Source organism: Chryseobacterium ginsenosidimutans, from assembly GCF_024807225.1.
GTDB classification, from domain to species: domain Bacteria; phylum Bacteroidota; class Bacteroidia; order Flavobacteriales; family Weeksellaceae; genus Chryseobacterium; species Chryseobacterium ginsenosidimutans.
The window spans coordinates 876,167-895,007 of the sequence record NZ_JANUCO010000001.1; the positions used below are offsets into that span (position 1 = coordinate 876,167).

General features: G+C 35.2%; 15 protein-coding genes and 1 pseudogene. 10 read left to right on the forward strand and 6 right to left on the reverse strand.

Annotated elements, in window-relative coordinates; translation table 11 throughout:
* The first annotated feature begins 16 nt into the window (after positions 1-16).
* The 3 genes from J3D55_RS04345 to J3D55_RS04350 all read left to right on the forward strand — a co-directional run bounded on the left by J3D55_RS04345 (position 17) and on the right by J3D55_RS04350 (position 3,170).
* A complete protein-coding gene (locus J3D55_RS04345) occupies positions 17-1,552 on the forward strand; it encodes a discoidin domain-containing protein (RefSeq protein WP_374759460.1) in 1,536 nt (511 codons plus the stop codon).
* A 16-nt stretch (positions 1,553-1,568) separates the two neighbouring features.
* A complete protein-coding gene (locus J3D55_RS22480) occupies positions 1,569-1,775 on the forward strand; it encodes a hypothetical protein (protein WP_374759461.1) in 207 nt (68 codons plus the stop codon).
* 177 nt (positions 1,776-1,952) lie between these two features.
* A complete protein-coding gene (locus tag J3D55_RS04350) occupies positions 1,953-3,170 on the forward strand; it encodes a serine hydrolase domain-containing protein (protein ID WP_259128366.1) in 1,218 nt (405 codons plus the stop codon).
* Positions 3,171-3,516: 346 nt separating this feature from the next.
* Here the strand turns inward: J3D55_RS04350 and J3D55_RS04355 are convergent, their stop codons facing one another.
* Positions 3,517-5,811: a TonB-dependent receptor domain-containing protein gene (locus tag J3D55_RS04355; RefSeq protein ID WP_259128368.1), complete on the reverse strand. Its 2,295-nt coding sequence runs from the start codon at positions 5,809-5,811 to the stop codon at positions 3,517-3,519.
* 324 nt (positions 5,812-6,135) lie between these two features.
* Between J3D55_RS04355 and J3D55_RS04360 the strand changes: the two genes are divergently transcribed.
* Positions 6,136-7,917 carry a peptidase associated/transthyretin-like domain-containing protein gene (locus tag J3D55_RS04360; RefSeq protein WP_259128369.1) on the forward strand — a complete coding sequence of 594 codons (1,782 nt, stop codon included), beginning with the start codon at positions 6,136-6,138 and terminating at the stop codon, positions 7,915-7,917.
* A gap of 59 nt (positions 7,918-7,976) precedes the next feature.
* Here J3D55_RS04360 and J3D55_RS04365 read toward each other — a convergent pair whose 3' ends face one another.
* The 3 genes and pseudogenes from J3D55_RS04365 to recJ form a co-directional block, all read right to left on the reverse strand.
* A complete protein-coding gene (locus J3D55_RS04365) occupies positions 7,977-8,315 on the reverse strand; it encodes a DUF3817 domain-containing protein (protein ID WP_259128371.1) in 339 nt (112 codons plus the stop codon).
* Between the two features lie 83 nt (positions 8,316-8,398).
* Positions 8,399-8,983, reverse strand: coding sequence for a nicotinate (nicotinamide) nucleotide adenylyltransferase (gene nadD, locus J3D55_RS04370; RefSeq protein WP_259128372.1), 585 nt, complete (start codon positions 8,981-8,983; stop codon positions 8,399-8,401).
* Between the two features lie 24 nt (positions 8,984-9,007).
* Positions 9,008-10,721 (reverse strand): annotated as a pseudogene (gene recJ, locus J3D55_RS04375) (single-stranded-DNA-specific exonuclease RecJ).
* Positions 10,722-10,924: 203 nt separating this feature from the next.
* On the opposite strand from recJ, the gene J3D55_RS04380 reads away from it, so the two are divergent.
* Positions 10,925-11,740, forward strand: coding sequence for a M48 family metalloprotease (locus J3D55_RS04380; RefSeq protein WP_259128378.1), 816 nt, complete (start codon positions 10,925-10,927; stop codon positions 11,738-11,740).
* Between the two features lie 83 nt (positions 11,741-11,823).
* Here the strand turns inward: J3D55_RS04380 and J3D55_RS04385 are convergent, their stop codons facing one another.
* The gene (locus J3D55_RS04385; RefSeq protein ID WP_259128380.1) at positions 11,824-13,446 is read right to left on the reverse strand and encodes an ABC-F family ATP-binding cassette domain-containing protein; all 1,623 of its coding nucleotides are present in this window, start codon (positions 13,444-13,446) and stop codon (positions 11,824-11,826) included.
* Positions 13,447-13,651: 205 nt separating this feature from the next.
* Here J3D55_RS04385 and smpB point away from each other — a divergent pair, with 205 nt between their 5' ends.
* From smpB to J3D55_RS04410, 5 genes are all read left to right on the forward strand, one after another.
* A complete protein-coding gene (gene smpB / locus J3D55_RS04390) occupies positions 13,652-14,110 on the forward strand; it encodes an SsrA-binding protein SmpB (RefSeq protein WP_259128411.1) in 459 nt (152 codons plus the stop codon).
* A gap of 77 nt (positions 14,111-14,187) precedes the next feature.
* Positions 14,188-15,687, forward strand: a complete 1,500-nt coding sequence (locus tag J3D55_RS04395; protein ID WP_259128413.1) for an OmpA family protein — start codon at positions 14,188-14,190, stop codon at positions 15,685-15,687.
* Between the two features lie 94 nt (positions 15,688-15,781).
* Entirely contained in the window at positions 15,782-16,522 is a 741-nt protein-coding gene (locus tag J3D55_RS04400; protein WP_259128415.1) for a YebC/PmpR family DNA-binding transcriptional regulator, read from the forward strand.
* A gap of 57 nt (positions 16,523-16,579) precedes the next feature.
* The gene (locus J3D55_RS04405) at positions 16,580-17,407 is read left to right on the forward strand and encodes a UDP-2,3-diacylglucosamine diphosphatase (RefSeq protein ID WP_259128427.1); all 828 of its coding nucleotides are present in this window, start codon (positions 16,580-16,582) and stop codon (positions 17,405-17,407) included.
* Positions 17,404-18,375 (forward strand): glycosyltransferase family protein, encoded by a 972-nt coding sequence (locus J3D55_RS04410; protein WP_259128429.1) that lies wholly within the window; start codon positions 17,404-17,406, stop codon positions 18,373-18,375. The genes J3D55_RS04405 and J3D55_RS04410 overlap by 4 nt, the downstream gene beginning before the upstream one ends.
* Here the strand turns inward: J3D55_RS04410 and J3D55_RS04415 are convergent.
* The gene (locus J3D55_RS04415) at positions 18,364-18,654 is read right to left on the reverse strand and encodes a GNAT family N-acetyltransferase (RefSeq protein ID WP_259128430.1); all 291 of its coding nucleotides are present in this window, start codon (positions 18,652-18,654) and stop codon (positions 18,364-18,366) included. The genes J3D55_RS04410 and J3D55_RS04415 overlap by 12 nt on opposite strands.
* Positions 18,655-18,841 lie beyond the last annotated feature (187 nt).

Consider the following 18,841-nt stretch of genomic DNA (forward strand, 5'->3'; position numbering starts at 1 on the left):
GTTAAAACATATGAAAATGAAGAAGTACCTCCTTTCATTAATGATTTTGTTGGGAATATGTAGCTTAAATGCTCAGCAAAAGACATTTTGTAACCCCATCAATATCGATTACGGTTACACGCCGTTTGAAGTCTTTTCAAAACAAGGGAAACACCGTGCTACAGCCGATCCGGTGATTGTTAATTTTAAAAATAAACTGTTCCTTTTCTCCACCAATCAGGAAGGATATTGGTACAGCGACGATATGCTCGATTGGAAATTTATACACAGAAAATTCCTCAGAGATAAAAAATATATTCATGACCTGAATGCTCCCGCAGTTTGGGCGATGAAAGATACTTTGTATGTTTTTGGGTCAACATGGGAACAGGATTTTCCGATCTGGAAAAGCACAAATCCTACAAAAGACGACTGGAAAATCGCTGTTGATACCTTAAAAGTCGGAGCTTGGGATCCTGCTTTTCATTATGATGAAGATAAAAATAAACTGTATTTATATTGGGGCTCTAGCAACGAATGGCCGTTACTGGGAACTGAAGTGAAAACAAAAACATTACAATCAGAAGGGTTTGTAAAACCGATTTTAAGGCTAAAACCTGAAGATCATGGTTGGGAAAGATTCGGGGAATATAATGACAATGTTTTTTTGCAGCCTTTCGTGGAAGGAGCCTGGATGACAAAACATAACGGAAAATATTATATGCAATACGGAGCTCCTGCAACGGAATTCAGTGGATATTCTGACGGAGTTTATGTAAGTGACAAACCTTTGGAAGGTTTTGAATATCAGCAGCACAATCCGTTTTCTTATAAACCGGGAGGTTTTGCGAGAGGAGCGGGACATGGAGCAACTTTTGAAGATAATTACAAGAATTGGTGGCATGTTTCAACGATTTTTATTTCAACTAAAAATAATTTTGAAAGAAGATTAGGGATCTGGCCTGCAGGATTTGATAAAGATGATGTGATGTACTGCAACACGGCGTACGGAGATTATCCGACCTATCTTCCGCAATATGCACAAGGAAAAGATTTTTCAAAAGGACTTTTTGCAGGTTGGATGTTGTTGAATTTTGATAAACCGGTTCAGGTTTCATCGACGTTGGGCGGTTATCATTCCAATTATGCGGTGGATGAAGATATTAAAACCTATTGGAGTGCCAAAACAGGAAATTCAGGAGAGTGGTTTCAGACAGACTTAGGGGAAGTTTCTACGATCAATGCTATTCAAATCAATTATGCCGATCAGGATGTTGAGTTTATGGGGAAAACGTTTGGGAAAATGCATCAGTATAAGATTTACGGTTCAAATGACGGTAAAAAATGGAATGTGATTGTTGATAAAAGTAAGAATACCAAAGACGTTCCTCACGATTATGTAGAGCTTGAAAAACCTGCCAAAGCAAGATTCCTGAAAATGGAAAATCTTAAAATGCCAACAGGAAAATTTGCATTAAGCGGATTCAGAGTTTTCGGAAAAGGAGCGGGAACAGTTCCTCCGAAAGTTTCAGGGCTTTGTTCCTTTGAGAGCGGATGCAAAAAAATATGGTGAAAGAAGAAGTATCTGGATGAAATGGCAACAAAATTCCGATGCAGACGGTTATGTAATTTATTGGGGAAAGTCTCCGGATAAATTATACGGAAGCATCATGGTGTACGGAAAAAATGAATATTTCTTCACCGGAGCCGACAGAACGGATGCTTATTATTTCCAGATTGAAGCCTTCAATGCGAATGGCGTTTCGGAAAGAACGGAAGTTTTTAAATCAGAATAAGAAATTAAAATATAAATGAAACCCTCAGAAATTCTGAGGGTTTTGTATTTATGAATGTTTTTAATAAAGAAATTTTAACGATAAAAAGAAATTTTTAAACTCATAATCCCAATTCTTTGAAATATTTCTAGAAAATAACGAAATTAGTGCCCGTTAAATAAAGCTAATTAATACACTATGAAAAAACTCAGACTTCTTGCATTTTCGTTGTTGCTGCCGTTCATTTTTGGAGGTTGTAGTGATGATGAAACTGAAAAGGATTATCAACTTGAATTGGATGGTGCCATGAAAAATATTCACGCCAATCTTCAGACAAGCCTTAATACGGATGTTCCTTCGCTAAGCGTGTATATTGTGTCTCCAAAAGGAACTTATTTCAGTACGGTAAAAGGAACAAATGGGAGTGTGGTAACTCCAAATACTTATTTCCGTTTTGCAAGTAATACAAAAAATTTCACATCAACAGCGATTCTGAAAATGATGCAGGACGGTTGGCTGAATCTGGATGATAAAATCACCGCCAATATTCCGGGAACGACTGTTTCATACGTACCAAATATTGCAGACTGGAATTTCCCTCACAAAAATGAAATCACCATTCGTCAGCTTTTGCAGCATAATGCAGGAATTTATGATGTAAGCAATGACATCTCTCAATACAATGTAGGAGGGGAAACGTATACAGATCAGATGTTGGCAACGCAGCCGAATTTCCAGTTTTCGCCTTCAGATTATGTGAAGGTTTTAACAGATCATAATTTGACTTACGGTACGCCAAATACGGTTTATCATTATTCAAATACAGGATTTTCGATTTTAGGAGAAATTATTTCGAGAGTGTATTCTGAAAAGAGTAATGCGGTGAAAACGTACGGGGATTTTATGTACGATAAAATTACGGGTCCGAGTGCGAAGAAACCTTTGGGAATCAAGTTTCCTGAGTTGGCTTCTGATCAGCAGTTGCCTTCACCTTATGTGAAAGGACTTATCAAATATTCCGATCATGATGAGATAACCGATCTCAAAAATGCAAGCGCCCATATCGCGGAAGGAAATGGAGTAGGAACAATGGTGATGTTGACACAATATATCAGAAGTCTGATGAAAGGGGAAAATGTGCTGTATTCTTCCAGTGTGGAATTGATGAGAACAAGCAAAGGTCCGGCAACGACTTCAGGTTACGCGTTGGGATGTTCTAATTTTACAGGAATCGGATACGGTCACAACGGGGCAACAGAAGGGTATTTGTCATTAATGGCTTATGATCCGCAATCCGATGTTTCTGTCATCGTTTTATTGCCTTTTTGGGATTTGAGCAGTACAGCTAAGTTTGAAAAATGTTTAACTACATTGAATACAACAGCAATTGAAGCCAAAAGAACATTGGGATATTAATAATATCTGAATTTGAAATAAATAGAAAGCTTTGAAAAATTTTTTCAGAGCGTTTATTTTTTGAACTGTTTGATTTTTAATATGTAAGAATAACACATAAGATATTTTAAGTTCATTATTAAACTGCAAATAAGAACACATTAGTTTTTAAAAATCTTTGATTTTTGTTCTTTGTAGGCTTTTGCTTTCTAAATAAGGAAAATTTTAACTTCAATAATGGCTTTTGCCTCTTTTGCGGTTAAGTTTTTATCAGTTAAAAAAACGTTTAACTTTAAAAATAGAAAAACCCGCCGATTTCTCAGCGAGTTTTACCACAAAATAATAAATATGAAGAAATGATTGTTTTTTATCTGGTTCTGTTTTTAATATCGTCTGAAGCAGCTTCGATGTCTCTTACTTTTTTCACTTTGCTATTTCCGAAATTGTAAGTGATGCTGAATGTCATTCCAAAATTATATCTGTTTTGGTGAATATAATTGTAGTTTCCGTTGGTTTGATAATCTTCAATCTCGATAACGTTTGTTTTCAAAATGTCATTTACATTTAAAGCAAAAGTCCATTCGTTCCAGATTTTTTTAAGACTCATATCAAGACTCATCAGGTTTTTCAAGACACCAAGTTCAATTTGTTGTTTATCTACAAAGAAGTAATTAACTCCTAAAAACCATGTTTTCTTTTTATCCAGACGAATTGTGTTATTGGTTTGGATAACGATACTTGTAGACTTTCTGTTGTTAGTATATACAAGCGGATTACCGTCTTTATCTAAGAAAGAATCTCCTGTTGTAGGGTCTATTGCCAAAGTTCCGTTGTTGATATTGTGCTGAACTCCCACATTAAAATTGGTCGTAAGATATTGCTTGAAGAATGATTTTTGCATCCCCAACATCGCAGACATTTCCTGTTTGTCGCCAAAATTGGTTCTAATGTATCGGAGCACACTTTTTTCGCTTATGGTACCGTTCGGAGATTTTGCAAAACCCTGAAGCGGAATCTGTGTAATAACATCTTTGAATAACGAATGATTCAAGATCAAGAAGTAAGAGCTTTTATACATGTACGTCAACTCTTGGTTGTAAGTAGATGATGCTTTTACAAAAGGGTCATTTTGGGTATAGTTGGTCTGTGTAAGAATATTTCTGATAGGATTCAGTTCCCAGAAACTTGGTCTTCTCATTCTGCTTGAAAATGCATAGGAAATATTATTTTTATCATTAATAGCGTAATTAAAGCTTACATAAGGCAATAAATTATTATACTTTCTTTCAATTTTTTGCAAATCTAGAGTGGGTGCATTGTCTGATGTTCCCACACTGTTTGTGATCTCATATCTCGCGCCCAGTTTTCCTGAAAGCTTATCGTTAAATTTCTTTTCAAGAGTCAAATAAAGGCCATAGATATTTTCATTATATACAAAATGATTAGGCGATGGTGTATTTTTAATGTCTATAAATGTCCCGTCGTCTTCATCATAATTATAATCCAGAGTATTATTTTTGGTATCATTGTCGGTTTTTGTTTTATTGTAATTTCCGCCAACTGAAACTGTAAAATCATTTTTAAATTTTTGAATATAATCTACTGTTCCCGAAAAGTTGTTGATAAGTTGAGGTAAAACCTGAATTACCTGTTGCTGGGGAGTAGTATAATTTCCTAAATCGTCTTGTGACCACGTTCCGTTATCTGTAAACTGGAATCTTTTATAATTAAGATAAGCTGCATTCACATTTAGCTTGCTTCCCAAAGAATCGGTTTTAAGCTCGTAGTTCAAATTAAGAGAATTGTTGTAAGAACGTGCATCTTCTCTGTTTCTCGAATTGGTATAGCTTGTGTCGAAAACTTTAGTGTCTGTATTGTATGAACGAACAGTATTGAAAAGATTAACAGTAGAATTATAACTTTTGTTTGCTGATGAATTCCATGTTAATGCTAAGTTGCTTTTGTCAGTTAATTGATAATCAATGTTTAGATAACCTCCTATGTTTTTGTTAGGATCATTTATATCTCCAACAGATTCGTTAGAATATTCATCGTTTCCGTTTCTTAAAGTATATGTTTGAGCTTCAATGTTTTCTCCTCCGTTAAGATTGGCGCTGATTCCCAATTTATCTTTTCTGTAATTTACAGAGAAACTTGCAGAGCTTGCATTGAATTTATTTTGTGAGTTAGACATTCTCATGTTTCCGCTGGTTCCGTCACTCATTTTTTTCTTAAGAACGATATTGATAATTCCATCAGAAGATTCTACCTGATATTCACTTCCGGGAATAGTAATTACCTCTATTTTTTGGATATTTTCGGCAGGAGTATTTTTTAAAAATTGAACTAATGAATCTGCATCCATATTGGTTTTTCTACCGTTGATATAGATTAATGCATTGTTTTTTCCTGCAATTTTCAACGTCTTATCATCTGTAGAAGAGAGTAGCGGTGTTTGCTTCAAAAGATCAAAAGTTGTATTTCCTTTTGCAACAGGTGAAGCGGCAACGTCATATACAAAACGGTCGCTTTGTTTTTTGAAAACCTGTTTTGTTAAAGTTACTCCTTCTATGCTTTTTGTTTTTACTGAATCTTGTTTTTTTTCCTGTGCGAATGTCAGTCCGCTAAAAAATATGGCTGCGATAAGAATTGGCGTTTTCATGATATTTTATTTTAGAGAGTTTAATAGCTTGTATTTGTTATTATTTTACATTGCAAAGATATGTAATAAATTTAGTATCATGCAATACAAAGTACTTAAAATGTTTTTGAATGATATTTAACTATTTGATTTACAGTATATAAAATTTTAAGTTAAATTTTTATTTAAAAAGACTTTGTTACTTATTAGACAATTAAGAATAAGATCTTGTTACATGCAGATTGAAAATTGATGAGATTTAAAAAATATTTAATGAAAAATCAGAATAAAAATGAAGATCTCGATTTTATGATTAATTTAGCATAAACTAAAAATTAATAACATATGAGAAAATTTTACCCTCTATTCTTGCTATTATTGTTACTGTTTTCATGTAAAAATGAAACATACTTAGACATTGATGACAACAATTCAACCCCTGCATCTAATTTTAATTTTGGAAGCTCAGCCCAAAGAAACTTTCAGGGTGTCGTACTCGATACCGGTGGAAATCCTGTAAATGGAGCAACGGTAACAATCGGAGCAAGTACGGTTACAACCAATCTTAAAGGTTTTTTTACCTTTAAAAATGCTGCGGTAAAAGAAAATTTTGCCCATGTAAAAGTGACAAAATCCGGTTATGTGAATGCATCACGTGTTTTGGTTCCTACCAACGGGATGAATCGCGTGAATATCATGATGATTCCTGCGACGACAACTTCTACGGTTTCAGCAGGTTCTACATCTACCGTTTCATTGCCAAACGGAACAAAAGTGAAGTTCGACGGAAGCTTCAAAGATGCAAGCGGAAACGCATATTCAGGAAATGTAAGCGTTGCTGTATTTCATTTAGCTCCTTCCAATCAATATTTAAATGAATTAATGCCGGGATCGCTTTTGGCAACCAATTCAGGCGGAAATGCAAGAGTAATGGAAACTTTCGGAATGTTGCACGTACAATTAACAGGAAGTTCCGGACAAAATCTTCAGATTGCAAATGGGCACACTGCGGAAATTACAGTTCCCGTAGATGCTTCTCAAACTTCGACTTCGCCCAACACCATTCCATTATGGTCATACGATGAAAATACCGGAATGTGGAACGAAGACGGTTCTGCTACGAAAGTTGGGAATATGTATGTAGGAACAGTGAGTCATTTCTCTTGGTGGAACTGCGATGCCCAGTTTGAACAGGCAATCCTGAAAGTAATCGTGAAAAATACGGCAGGACAGGCTTTGTCAAATATTAAAGTAGCTTTAAAAAGAAGTTCTCAAACCTATGAAACGTATGGTGTGACAGACAATATGGGAATGATCTCAGGAATTGTTCCGTCAGGTGAAGTTCTTACGTTGAAGATTTATGATATCTGTAATAATGTGATTTATTCGGCTAATGTCGGACCTTTTGCGACCGGTTCCACAACGACTTTACCGGATATTACGATTACAACAACAGCATCAACAACCTATACGATTCAGGGAAATTTAAAAACTTGCACAAATACGGATGTTATAGATGGTTATGTAAGTTTACGACCTGCTGTGCCTACAAATTATTTTCAGTACGTGAATGTTCCGGTAAGCAGTACAGGAGCTTTTGTGATGACTACTTATTCTTGTACTGCAAATCCGCAATTTGTGTTAGAAGGATTTGATGTAGCGAATTTGCAGACGACAAATGATATTCCTTTTACGGCAACATCTACTGTTACGAATTTTAATAATCTTTCGGTGTGTAATTCTGTAATGGAATTTATCAGCTATAAAATAGATAGTCAGCCGATAACATATATTGTAGGATCAATTAATGCACAATGGACAGGTCTTACTTCATCAACACCCAATTATCCTGCAAAACAGCTAAAAATAGGTTCTGTAATTCCTGCAGGGCCCTATTTTTCAATGACTCAGAATAATATGTTGGGAGTTGCGGCAAGCTTCACCACCGATTATATGTTTGAACTTTCAGGTGCTGTCATTACTCCGAGTAATGGAAATCTGGTTATCAACATAGCTACCTTCGGAGCTGTTGGAGACTATATCGATTTTACGGTTAACGGAACTTTTACCAATACATCGGGAAGCCATACCATTACAGCAACAGGACATGTAAAAAGAGATTTGTAGAATATTAAAATATAAAAGAAAAGGACCGATAAGGTCCTTTTTTTATGTCGTATTGTTATTTATTCTCTGTCGAAACGCGCGATTTTTTTGTCTATCCAAATCGTAGCAAAAGGGAAAAATGCAGAAATCAATGCGAAAACACTGTCTTCATCATCCCAAGTATATATTTTTCTTGTAGCAGGTAAAAATAGCAGATAAAGTGTGAAAAATAGTCCGTGAATACTACCAATAGTACTAATATATACGATCGGAAGAACTCCTTCCGGATCTGTACGTATCCAAGTCATTGCGGTGAATAAAAAAAACCATGAAATAGCTTCAGCCAAACAGATTTGCTTAAACCATTTAATGACTTTTTCCTGAGGATATTTTGAGAAAAAATTTTCGATAAAATGCATGTCTTGAGTATATGAATGATGAATTATACGTTATGAATTAAGACAAATACCGAATTCTATAACCTAATTTCTGAATTACAAAATTACTTATAAAAACTACTACCGTCCAAATATTCGAAGACTTCGGGAGGAAGCATCGGTCTTACGTTTTTTCCTGTCTTAATCATATTTCGGATTTCCGTTGCAGAAAGTTCAATAACGGGAGCTTTAATGAAAGAAATATTTTCATGTTGAAGATATTCAGAATCTTTCTTTTCATCATCAAAAACCCTTGGATAGACGATAATATGATGATTTTTAATTAAAGTCTCATAGTTTTTCCACTTATGCAGATTGTCGAGATTATCTTCTCCCATGATTAAACTAAAAGAATAGTCGGAGTATTTTTCGTGAAGATAAGTCAACGTATCAATCGTATAACTCGGCTGTGGAAGCGAAAATTCTACGTTTGAAGCCCTCATTTTTGGGTAATTTTTCACGGCAAGCTGTACCATATCAAGTCTGTTATGATCCTTCAGCAAAGATTTTTTTTCTTTAAAAGGATTTTGAGGACTTACCACAAACCACAATTCATCCATATCAGAATTCTCCAGAATATAATTGGCAAGAATAACATGACCAATATGAATAGGGTTGAAAGAACCGAAAAAAAGACCGATTTTTTTCATGAATTGATAGGTTTTAATTTAAATTTAATCCCTGAATTTCACATCTTTAATATTAAGATAATGCGTAACATTTCCTTTCCAGTGATTTTCTTCTAAAGTGAAGGCAAGATCGAAATTCTTAGTTCTGAAATCATCCGCAAACTGACCTAATTTAAAGCCGACACATTCAATATTTCTGCCTGTAGATTCCTGTTTTACGTAAAACTTAAGGTGATTATTATCTTTCCCCATCGTTTTAATGTATCCCGAAAGTTTTTGGTTGGTCAGCGCCAAAATAGGTTTCATATTGTGAGGTCCGAATGGAGCTAATTTTCTGTGGAAATTTATAAATTCCCTGTTGATTTCTTCAATATTAATTTCAGAATCTATGCTTACGGTAGGATCTTTTTGGTGATCTTTAATTTTTTCGGAAACTACTCTCTCGAATTTTTCTTTAAAAGCCTCAAATTTATCTTTCTCCATCGATAGTCCTGCAGCAGCATGATGCCCTCCGAATTTTAAGAAATATTCCGAGCACATATCCAACGCTTCATGAACGTCAAAATCTGATACAGATCTCGCTGAAGCTACCATTTCTCCATTGTTTCCGTCGGTGAAAACGAGTGTCGGTTTGTAATACGTTTCAATTAATCTTGAAGCTACAATCCCGATGACTCCTTTGTTCCAATCAGGATGATAGACGATGGTTGATAATTTTGCTTGTTGCTGAGATTCAATGATTTGATTCAATGCAGACATGGTAGAATTCATATCCAGTTCACGCCTCTCATCGTTCAGGCTCATGATGTCGCTTACAATTTGATGAGCATGTTTCAGGTTATCAGAAACCATCAATTCAACAGCTGCTTTTCCCTGAGAAATTCTTCCTGCAGCATTGATTTTAGGGGCAATTTCAAAAACAATATTTGAAATTTCGAAATGAGAAAGCTTGTCATCAGGAATTAATAATCTTAAACCTAAATTTCTCGTTTTTCGTAATATTTTTAATCCCATTTTAGCCAAAACCCTGTTTTCGCCCGTCATTGAAACAATATCGGCAGCGATGGAAATGGCAAGGAGATCTGTTAATTCAAATAATTCCGCTTCCGGAAGCTTGTAGATGGTATTTAAACCTTGACAAAGCTTAAAGCCCACTCCGCATCCAGAAAGTTCTTTGAATGGATATCTGCAGTCACTTCTTTTTGGATCCAGAACGGCAACAGCATTCGGAATTTCATCGCCTGGTAAATGGTGGTCGCAAATGATAAAATCGATGTCTAAAGTCTGGGCATAATTAATCATGTCCAGCGCTTTGATTCCGCAGTCTAAAGCAATGATTAGCGAAAAGCCGTTTTGCTTCGCAAAATCAATTCCTTCTGTTGAAATTCCGTATCCTTCAGAATTTCTGTCGGGGATATAAAAATCCAGATATTTTTTCTGAACAATTTTGCTAAGGTACAGATACATCAAAGCTACGGCAGTAGTTTCCGTCTACATCGTAATCTCCGTAAACAAGTATTTTTTCTCCGTTTTCAATTGCATTGGCAATTCGCTCTACAGCTTTTTGCATATCTGCCATTAAAAATGGATTATGAATGTCGGTAAGGTTTGGCTTGAAAAATTCTCGGGCCTTTTGATAATTGTCAATCCCTCTAAGAACGAGGAGCTTAGATTCAAAAGTTCCAAAACCAAGTGACGAACTTAATCCGTCTACAATTTCCTCATCGGGTTCGGGTTTGTAAATCCATTTTTGACTCATTTCACAAAAATAGGTAAAAAAGTTCTAAAAGCCTATTTTAAAAATGAGCAAGTTGGATTTAAGATCTTAGGGAAATTGTTCTTAATAAAACTCGTATTAAAGTAAAAAAACTATTTCCATTGTAGTGGATTTATAGAATTATTTTTATGAATTAATATTGGTGAAAATGCATATCTTCACCATGCGAAATATTAAAATATATTATGAAAAAAATTACTGTTTGCCTGATGTTAATCGGAGCAGCACATTTTGTTGATGCACAGAAAATCAGCTTAGGAAAAATTACTGATGTAGCTTCTAAAGGTTCTAAAGCACTTACTTTTACCAACGAAGATGCTGTAAAATTATCCAAAGAATCTGTAGATTATATGGATAAAAATAATGCCGTTGCAGGTCCGAAAGATCCTTACACGGTAAGACTGAATAAGCTTTTTGGAAAGCACAAATCTCAGGACGGATTAACCCTTAATTACAAAGTTTACAAAGTTACGGATATCAATGCTTTTGCATGCGCCGATGGAAGTGTACGTGTTTTTTCGTCTCTGATGGATATTATGACGGATGATGAATTGCTGGCTGTAATTGGTCACGAAATCGGTCACGTAAAAAATCAGGATACAAAAGATGCTATTAAATCGGCTTATTTAAAAGCTGCTGCATTGGATGCTGCTTCTTCTGCTTCAAGCACCGTTGCTACGTTAAATGACAGTCAGGTAGGTAAAATGGCAAATGCTTTTCTTGATGCTTCTCACAGTAAGAAGCAAGAATCTGAAGCGGATACGTATTCTTATGACTTCATGAAAGCAAATAAATATAATGTTGTAGGAGCTTACACGGCATTTAAAAAGTTAGCTTTATTGTCTGAAGGAGGAACTGCTCAATCAGGGTTTCAGAAAATGTTTAATTCGCATCCGGACAGTAACAAAAGGGCAGAAGCGGTGAAAAAACGTGCTGAAAAAGACGGTTTATGGAAAGATCCCGGAACGGTAACTTTACCTAAAACAAAATTGACAAAATAGTTTTAAGCTAAATAGTAAAAATAAAAAATTCCTCAAAGTTGATTTGAGGAATTTTTTTATGAATTTTAATGTGGTCTTAATGATTAAGAATACATTTTTTCTCTTAATTCTTTGATCTTTTTGTCAGAAAGATATTCGTCGTAAGTCATTTCTCTGTCGATGATTCCGTTTGGAGTCAATTCGATGATTCTGTTACAGACAGTTGAAAGCATTTCGTGGTCATGAGAAGACAATAAAAGATTTCCTTTGAAGTTTGATAATGAGTTGTTCAAAGTCGTGATACTTTCAAGGTCTAAGTGGTTTGTAGGTTCGTCTAAGAGAAGAACGTTTGCTTTCTGAAGCATCATTCTGCTGAACATACATCTCATTTTTTCACCTCCTGAAAGTACTGTACAAGATTTCAGAGCTTCGTCTCCTGAGAATAGCATTCTTCCTAAGAATCCTCTCATGAATTCTTCGTGACGTTCTTCGTCATTTTTAGTAAATTGTCTCAACCAATCAACCAAACTGATATCTTCCTGGAAGAATTTAGTATTGTCTAAAGGCATTTGAGATTGGTTCGTCGTAACTCCCCAAGCAACAACTCCTTTGTCTGCCTGAATGTTTCCTGCCAAAATTTCAAAAAATTCTGTAATTGCTAAAGAGTTTTTAGACAATACAGCAACTTTATCTCCTTTTTTAAGGTTTAGATCGATGTTTGAGAACAATAATTCTCCGTCTTTAGTTTTTTCAAGACCTTTTACATCTAAAATCTGATCTCCGACTTCTCTTTCCATTTCGAAAATAATCGCAGGATATCTTCTTGAAGATGGTTTAATATCATCGATGTTTAATTTGTCGATCATTTTCTTTCTCGCCGTTGCCTGCTTAGCTTTTGCAACGTTTGAACTAAATCTCGCGATGAAATCCTGAAGTTCTTTCTTCTTTTCCTCCGCTTTTTTATTAGCCTGAGATCTTTGTCTTGTCGCTAACTGAGAAGCTTGGTACCAGAAAGAGTAGTTACCTGTATAAAGGTTAAGTTTAGCATAATCTAAATCTCCGATGTGCGTACAAACCGTATCCAAGAAGTGACGGTCGTGAGATACAACGATTACCGTATTTTCGTAATCAGCAAGGAAATCTTCTAACCAAGAAATTGTATCAATGTCAAGGTCATTCGTAGGTTCATCCAAGATCAATACATCAGGATTTCCGAAAAGCGCCTGAGCCAAAAGAACTTTTACTTTGTCCTTGTTTTCAAGTTCGCCCATCAACTGATAGTGCATATCATCTTTCACTCTTACGTTTGAAAGCATTGTTTGTGCATCAGATTCAGAGTTCCATCCACCCATTTCGTCATAGATTACACCTAGTTCTCCTGCTTTAATTCCGTCTTCGTCAGAGAAATCTTCTTTCGCATAAAGCGCATCCATTTCCTCTTTTATCTCGAATAATCTTTTGTTACCTCTTAAAACAGCTTCAAGTACCGTATATTGGTCGTAAGCAAAGTGATCCTGCTCAAGAACTGACATTCTTTTCCCAGGTTCTAAAGATACATGCCCTGTTGTCGGATCTTGCTTGCCAGTTAGTATTTTAAGGAATGTAGACTTTCCTGCACCATTTGCTCCGATGATCCCGTAGCAGTTTCCTTTGGCAAACATAATGTTTACCTCGTCAAAAAGAACTCTTTTCCCGAATTGTAAAGATAAGTTAGATACTGTTAACATATAGTTTTGTAAATTTGGCGCAAAATTACGAAAAGAATTTGGGTATTTCGTAATAATGTAATATTCAACTTTTTAATGTGGGGTATTTTTTATATATTTCATAAAGGAAATTTAATGAAATGCTAAAGTCTTCTATGGACAGCTTGATGTAGCATTAAGTGCAACTTTATTAAATTCAGACATCATTTATATATACGAACTTAAAATGAAGATTGAAAAAACAGTCAATATATTTAACAGAAGAGCCAGATTCGAGTACGAAATCATGGAAGAATATGAAGCCGGGATGGTTTTAACGGGTACGGAAATAAAATCTTTGCGCTCTTCTAAGGCTTCTATTACAGAATCGTTCTGTCAGTTTATTGATGGGGAATTATACATTATTAATATGATGATTGATGAGTACAAACTGGGTACTTTTTACAATCACAAGACAAAAAGGGAACGGAAATTGCTCTTGCACAAAAAAGAATTGCAAAAACTTGAAAAAAAATTAAAGGATGCTGGTAATACTGTTGTACCTTTAAAATTATATATCAATGACAAGGGAAAAGCAAAGGTCTTGATTGCCCTTGGTAGAGGGAAAAAACTCTTCGATAAAAGGGAGAGCATAAAAGATAGAGAAAATAAACGAAACCTCGATAGAATATTAAAGAAAAGTTAAAAATCATCGGAAAAACTTTGTTTATAAAGAAAAATTATATTTATTTTGCATTATCAATTATTTAATCATTTAATTCTATGAAAAATCTAAAATTAGGAATTTCAGCATTGGCACTTACTGTTGCTTCTACTGTGTTCGCTCAGACTACCAACAATCCGTGGTTAATCGGAGTTGGTGCTCACGCGGAGAACCACTTGGCACAGAGAGATAGTTTCAGTAATACTTTTGCTGCTAAAAATTTGACGAAGACAATGTTCAATATGAACAACTTCTCTATTACTCCTCCATTATCTAAACTTACTGTTGCTAGAAACATCGGTAAAGGTTTGGTTATTGACTGGCAGACTACTGTTGGAAATGTTGAGAACAAGAGATTTAACATGGGTAAAGAATTCATGTTGATGACTGGTCTTGGTTTCCAAGCTAAAGCTGCAGGTCTTTTATGGAATGAAGAATCTTGGTTTGACCCATATTTAAGAGTTGGGGCTAACTACCTAAGACATGATTACTCATCTCTTACTTTCCCAAGAACTGATGCTAATGGTGAGTATACAACAAACGGAAGTGATGGTAACGAAAACGGTAAGTCTAACTTCTTTACTGTTGCTACAGGTGCTGGTGTTAATTTCTGGGTAACTAAAAACTTCGGTTTAGGGGTGCAAGGAGATTACGTATCAACTCCAGGTGATAAATCTACAGTTGCTAACTTCTGGCAAGCTTCTGCTTCATTGAACTTTAGATTCGGAAACAGAGACAGAGATAAGGATGGTATCTTAGATAAAGACGATTTATGTCCTGATACACCAGGTTTACCAGAATTCCAAGGATGTCCTGATACTGACGGTGATGGAGTTCCAGATAAAGACGATCAATGTCCAGATGTTGCTGGTCCGGTTGAAAACAACGGATGCCCTTGGCCAGATACTGACGGTGACGGTATAATCGACAAAGATGATGCTTGTCCTACAGTTGCAGGTCCTGCTGAAAACAACGGTTGTCCTTGGCCAGATACAGACAATGATGGTATCTTAGATAAAGATGATGCTTGTCCTACTGTACCAGGTCTTCCTGAATACAACGGATGTCCTAAGCCTAAAAAACAAACTGCTATTGATGTAGAGAATGAAGTTAAGAATGTTTACTTCGATTTCAATAAATCTACAATCAAAGCTGAGTCTTCTTCTGCTTTAGATAGAGCTGCTAATATCATTAAGAAAGATGGAGGTAACTTCCTATTAGAAGGTCAAACTGATGCAAAAGGTGCTGAAGCTTACAACTTGAAATTATCTAGAGAAAGAGCTGCTTCTGTAGTTGCTGCTTTAGATGCTAGAGGTGTAGATGCTAATGCTCTTAAATCTATCGGTGTTGGTGAAGCTAAAGCTACAGTTTCTGAAAAAGCAACTGATGCTGAAAGACAAGTTGACAGAAAAGTAGTTGTAAAAGCTATCGAAAGTGCTGACGAGTGGAATGCTATCGCTAAGAAAGACTACACTGACGCTCCAGTTGTTAAAAAAGCTGTTGCTAAGAAAAAAGTTGTTGCTAAAAAGAAAAAAGCTACAGCTAAAAAGAAAAAATAATTAAATTTTTCTAAATATAAATACCTCCAGTTCTCTGGGGGTATTTTTTTTTTTGTTGACTTTTAGTTAATTTTGTTGAAAATTTAAAATAAAAATGGGAAGAGCATTTGAATATAGAAAGGCTTCTAAAATGGCACGTTGGGATAAAATGGCCAAAACTTTCTCTAAAATAGGTAAAGATATTGCACTTGCAGTAAAAGCAGGAGGAACAGATCCCGAAGCGAATCCGGCTTTGAGAAGATGTATCCAAAATGCGAAAGGAGCAAACATGCCGAAAGATAATGTTGAAAGAGCAATTAAAAAAGCAGGTGGGGCAGATGCAGAAAACTACGAAGAGATCACTTATGAAGGATACGGACAAGGTGGTGTTGCATTTTTCGTGGAATGTACTACAAATAACCCAACAAGAACTGTTGCCAACGTAAGAGCTATTTTCAATAAGTTCGATGGAAACTTGGGTAAAAACGGTGAATTAGCATTTATCTTCGACAGAAAAGGAATTTTCACGATCGATTTAGCTCAAATTAAAATGGATTGGGACGAATTCGAAATGGAAATGATCGACGGTGGAGCAGAAGACGTAGAAAAAGATGAAGAAGAAGTAATGATTACAACGGCTTTTGAAGATTTCGGTTCTTTGTCTCACAAATTAGATGAGCTTAAAATTGAAGTAAAAAGCGCAGAATTGGAAAGAATTCCAAACAATACGAAAGAAGTAAACGAAGAACAGTTCAAAGCGAATATGAAAATGCTTGATCGTTTTGAAGACGACGACGACGTACAAAACGTTTACCACAACATGGAAATCACAGAAGAGCTGATGAACTCGCTGTAAAAAATAATATAACATTCATATACAGTTAACTTTCAAGTACTTTCTTTGCATAAAACTATGAAAAGAAACGTTGAATTAGTTGTCATATCGGATGTTCATTTGGGAACTTATGGATGTAAGGCTAAAGAATTACTGAGATATCTTAATTCTATTCAGCCGAAAACTTTAGTTTTAAACGGTGATATCATTGATATCTGGCAATTCAAAAAGTCTTACTTCCCTAAACCTCATTTGAAGGTGATCAAAAAGATCCTTTCATTTGCTACAAAAAATACCGATGTGTTCTACATCACCGGAAATCACGACGAGATGTTCCGAAAGTTTACCGATTTTGAATTGGGTAAATTAAAAGTCTGCAATAAAGTTTTCCTAGACATCGACGACAAAAAAACATGGATCTTTCACGGAGATGTTTTCGATGCTTCCGTTCAGCATTCCAAATGGATCGCCAAATTGGGTGGCAAAGGCTACGATTTATTAATCGTAATCAATAATGTTGTAAATTGGTTCTTAGAGAAAATGGGCAGAGAAAAATATTCGTTTTCAAAAAAGATTAAAAACAACGTAAAAAAAGCAGTAAAGTATATCGGTGATTTTGAATTGACGGCTTCAGAATTGGCAATCGACAATCATTACGACTACGTCATTTGCGGACATATTCATCAACCGCAGATTCGGGAAGTTGTCAACAAAAAAGGATCTTGTACTTATCTGAATTCCGGAGACTGGATAGAAAATCTTTCCGCTTTGGAATACAACGATAAAGAATGGAAAATTTTTTATTATGATGAACATAAAGATTCATTGAAAGACGATGTAACAGATGAAATTCAGGATATCGACAGTGCCGAACTTTTAAAAATAGTAACCAATTTCACACAATGAAAATTTTATATGCATTTCAGGGAACCGGAAACGGACACGTCGCAAGAGCGCAGGAAATTGTTCCTATTCTAAAAAAACACGCTTCGGTTGATACTTTGATCAGCGGACATCAATCGCAATTAAAAGCTGATTTTGACGTTAATTTCCAGCACAAAGGTGTTTCTCTTCTTTACGATAAAACAGGCGGTTTATCCTATAAAAAAACGTTTACAGATAATAGTTTTCTCAAAGCATTCAAAGCGATCAGGGAAATTGAACTTTCACAATACGATTTAATCATTAACGATTATGAACCTTTGACGGGTTGGGCTTGTAAGTTTAAAAAGTATCCGATGATCGAATTAAGTCATCAAGCTTCCATGTTGTTTAAGGAAACGCCGAAACCTGAGAAGAAAGATTTTTTGGGAGAAATGATTCTTAAATATTATGTTCCGAGTGAAAGACATATTGGTTTTCATTTTGAAAATTATCATCCACAAATCAAAAAGCCTGTTATCAGAAGGAAAATCAGAAATCTTAATCCTGATAAAAAAGGTTTCTATCTCGTGTATCTTCCAAGTTTTTCAGACGAAAATATTATTAAAGTTTTAAAACAAATTCCTGTTGAATGGAAAATTTTTTCTAAATATTCTAAACTTCAGTTTAAAGATGGCAATGTTGAGGTTTTTCCGATCGATGAAATTCAATATTTAAAATCTTTTGAAAACTGCGACGGAATTCTTTGTAACGCCGGTTTTGAAAGTCCTGCAGAAGCACTTTTTATGGATAAAAAATTATTCGTAATCCCGATTCACAATCAATATGAGCAGGAATGCAACGCATGTGCTTTAGACAAAATGGGAATTCCGAATTCTAAGGTTTTAAAACTGGAAGAAATACAAAATTGGGTAGCTTCCGATCATCATCTTAAAGTCAACTACCCCGATAATATTGAAGATATTTTGGTGAATGAAGTTTTAGTTCTTTAAAAAAACATCGTCTACATCACTCATTCTCGTCATCACAGATCTTGCATAAGAACAGTGTGGATAGACTTTCCAGTTGTTTTCTCTTGCAAATTTGATGGCTTCTTCGACCAAATATTTTCCCATTCCCCGTCCTTCAAATTCGGGATGAACCAACACAAAGGAAATGATAAATTTATTGTCTTCCGGAAAAATGGTATAGGTTAATCGTCCGATTTCTTTGATTTCATTATTCAAAGTAAGAAATCCTCCGTTTCCTGATTTATTATTTTCAAATTTCATAATCTAAGTTTTAATTAAGAATAAAAATACAAAAACTGCACCGCGAATGCTTTGATGTAAATCAAGAAAATTTTTAAGGTGGATTTATTTAAAAATAAATTTCACTAGTGTTTTTCACAAATAGCACAAATCCAATTATAAAAGGAAATTTGCATCAATAGGAACGGCATGTCATCCTGAGCTCGTC

Excerpts from the sequence above, each read along its gene's own strand:
- J3D55_RS22480 (WP_374759461.1), top strand. The coding sequence starts at position 1,569 with ATGAAATGGCAACAAAATTCCGATGCAGACGGTTATGTAATTTATTGG.
- J3D55_RS04415 (WP_259128430.1), bottom strand. The coding sequence starts at position 18,654 with ATGAAATTTGAAAATAATAAATCAGGAAACGGAGGATTTCTTACTTTG.
- J3D55_RS04400 (WP_259128415.1), top strand. The coding sequence starts at position 15,782 with ATGGGAAGAGCATTTGAATATAGAAAGGCTTCTAAAATGGCACGTTGG.
- J3D55_RS04350 (WP_259128366.1), top strand. The coding sequence starts at position 1,953 with ATGAAAAAACTCAGACTTCTTGCATTTTCGTTGTTGCTGCCGTTCATT.
- J3D55_RS04345 (WP_374759460.1), top strand. The coding sequence starts at position 17 with ATGAAGAAGTACCTCCTTTCATTAATGATTTTGTTGGGAATATGTAGC.
- J3D55_RS04395 (WP_259128413.1), top strand. The coding sequence starts at position 14,188 with ATGAAAAATCTAAAATTAGGAATTTCAGCATTGGCACTTACTGTTGCT.
- J3D55_RS04410 (WP_259128429.1), top strand. The coding sequence starts at position 17,404 with ATGAAAATTTTATATGCATTTCAGGGAACCGGAAACGGACACGTCGCA.
- J3D55_RS04365 (WP_259128371.1), bottom strand. The coding sequence starts at position 8,315 with ATGCATTTTATCGAAAATTTTTTCTCAAAATATCCTCAGGAAAAAGTC.
- smpB (WP_259128411.1), top strand. The coding sequence starts at position 13,652 with ATGAAGATTGAAAAAACAGTCAATATATTTAACAGAAGAGCCAGATTC.
- J3D55_RS04355 (WP_259128368.1), bottom strand. The coding sequence starts at position 5,811 with ATGAAAACGCCAATTCTTATCGCAGCCATATTTTTTAGCGGACTGACA.
- J3D55_RS04380 (WP_259128378.1), top strand. The coding sequence starts at position 10,925 with ATGAAAAAAATTACTGTTTGCCTGATGTTAATCGGAGCAGCACATTTT.
- J3D55_RS04360 (WP_259128369.1), top strand. The coding sequence starts at position 6,136 with ATGAGAAAATTTTACCCTCTATTCTTGCTATTATTGTTACTGTTTTCA.
- J3D55_RS04405 (WP_259128427.1), top strand. The coding sequence starts at position 16,580 with ATGAAAAGAAACGTTGAATTAGTTGTCATATCGGATGTTCATTTGGGA.
- J3D55_RS04385 (WP_259128380.1), bottom strand. The coding sequence starts at position 13,446 with ATGTTAACAGTATCTAACTTATCTTTACAATTCGGGAAAAGAGTTCTT.
- nadD (WP_259128372.1), bottom strand. The coding sequence starts at position 8,983 with ATGAAAAAAATCGGTCTTTTTTTCGGTTCTTTCAACCCTATTCATATT.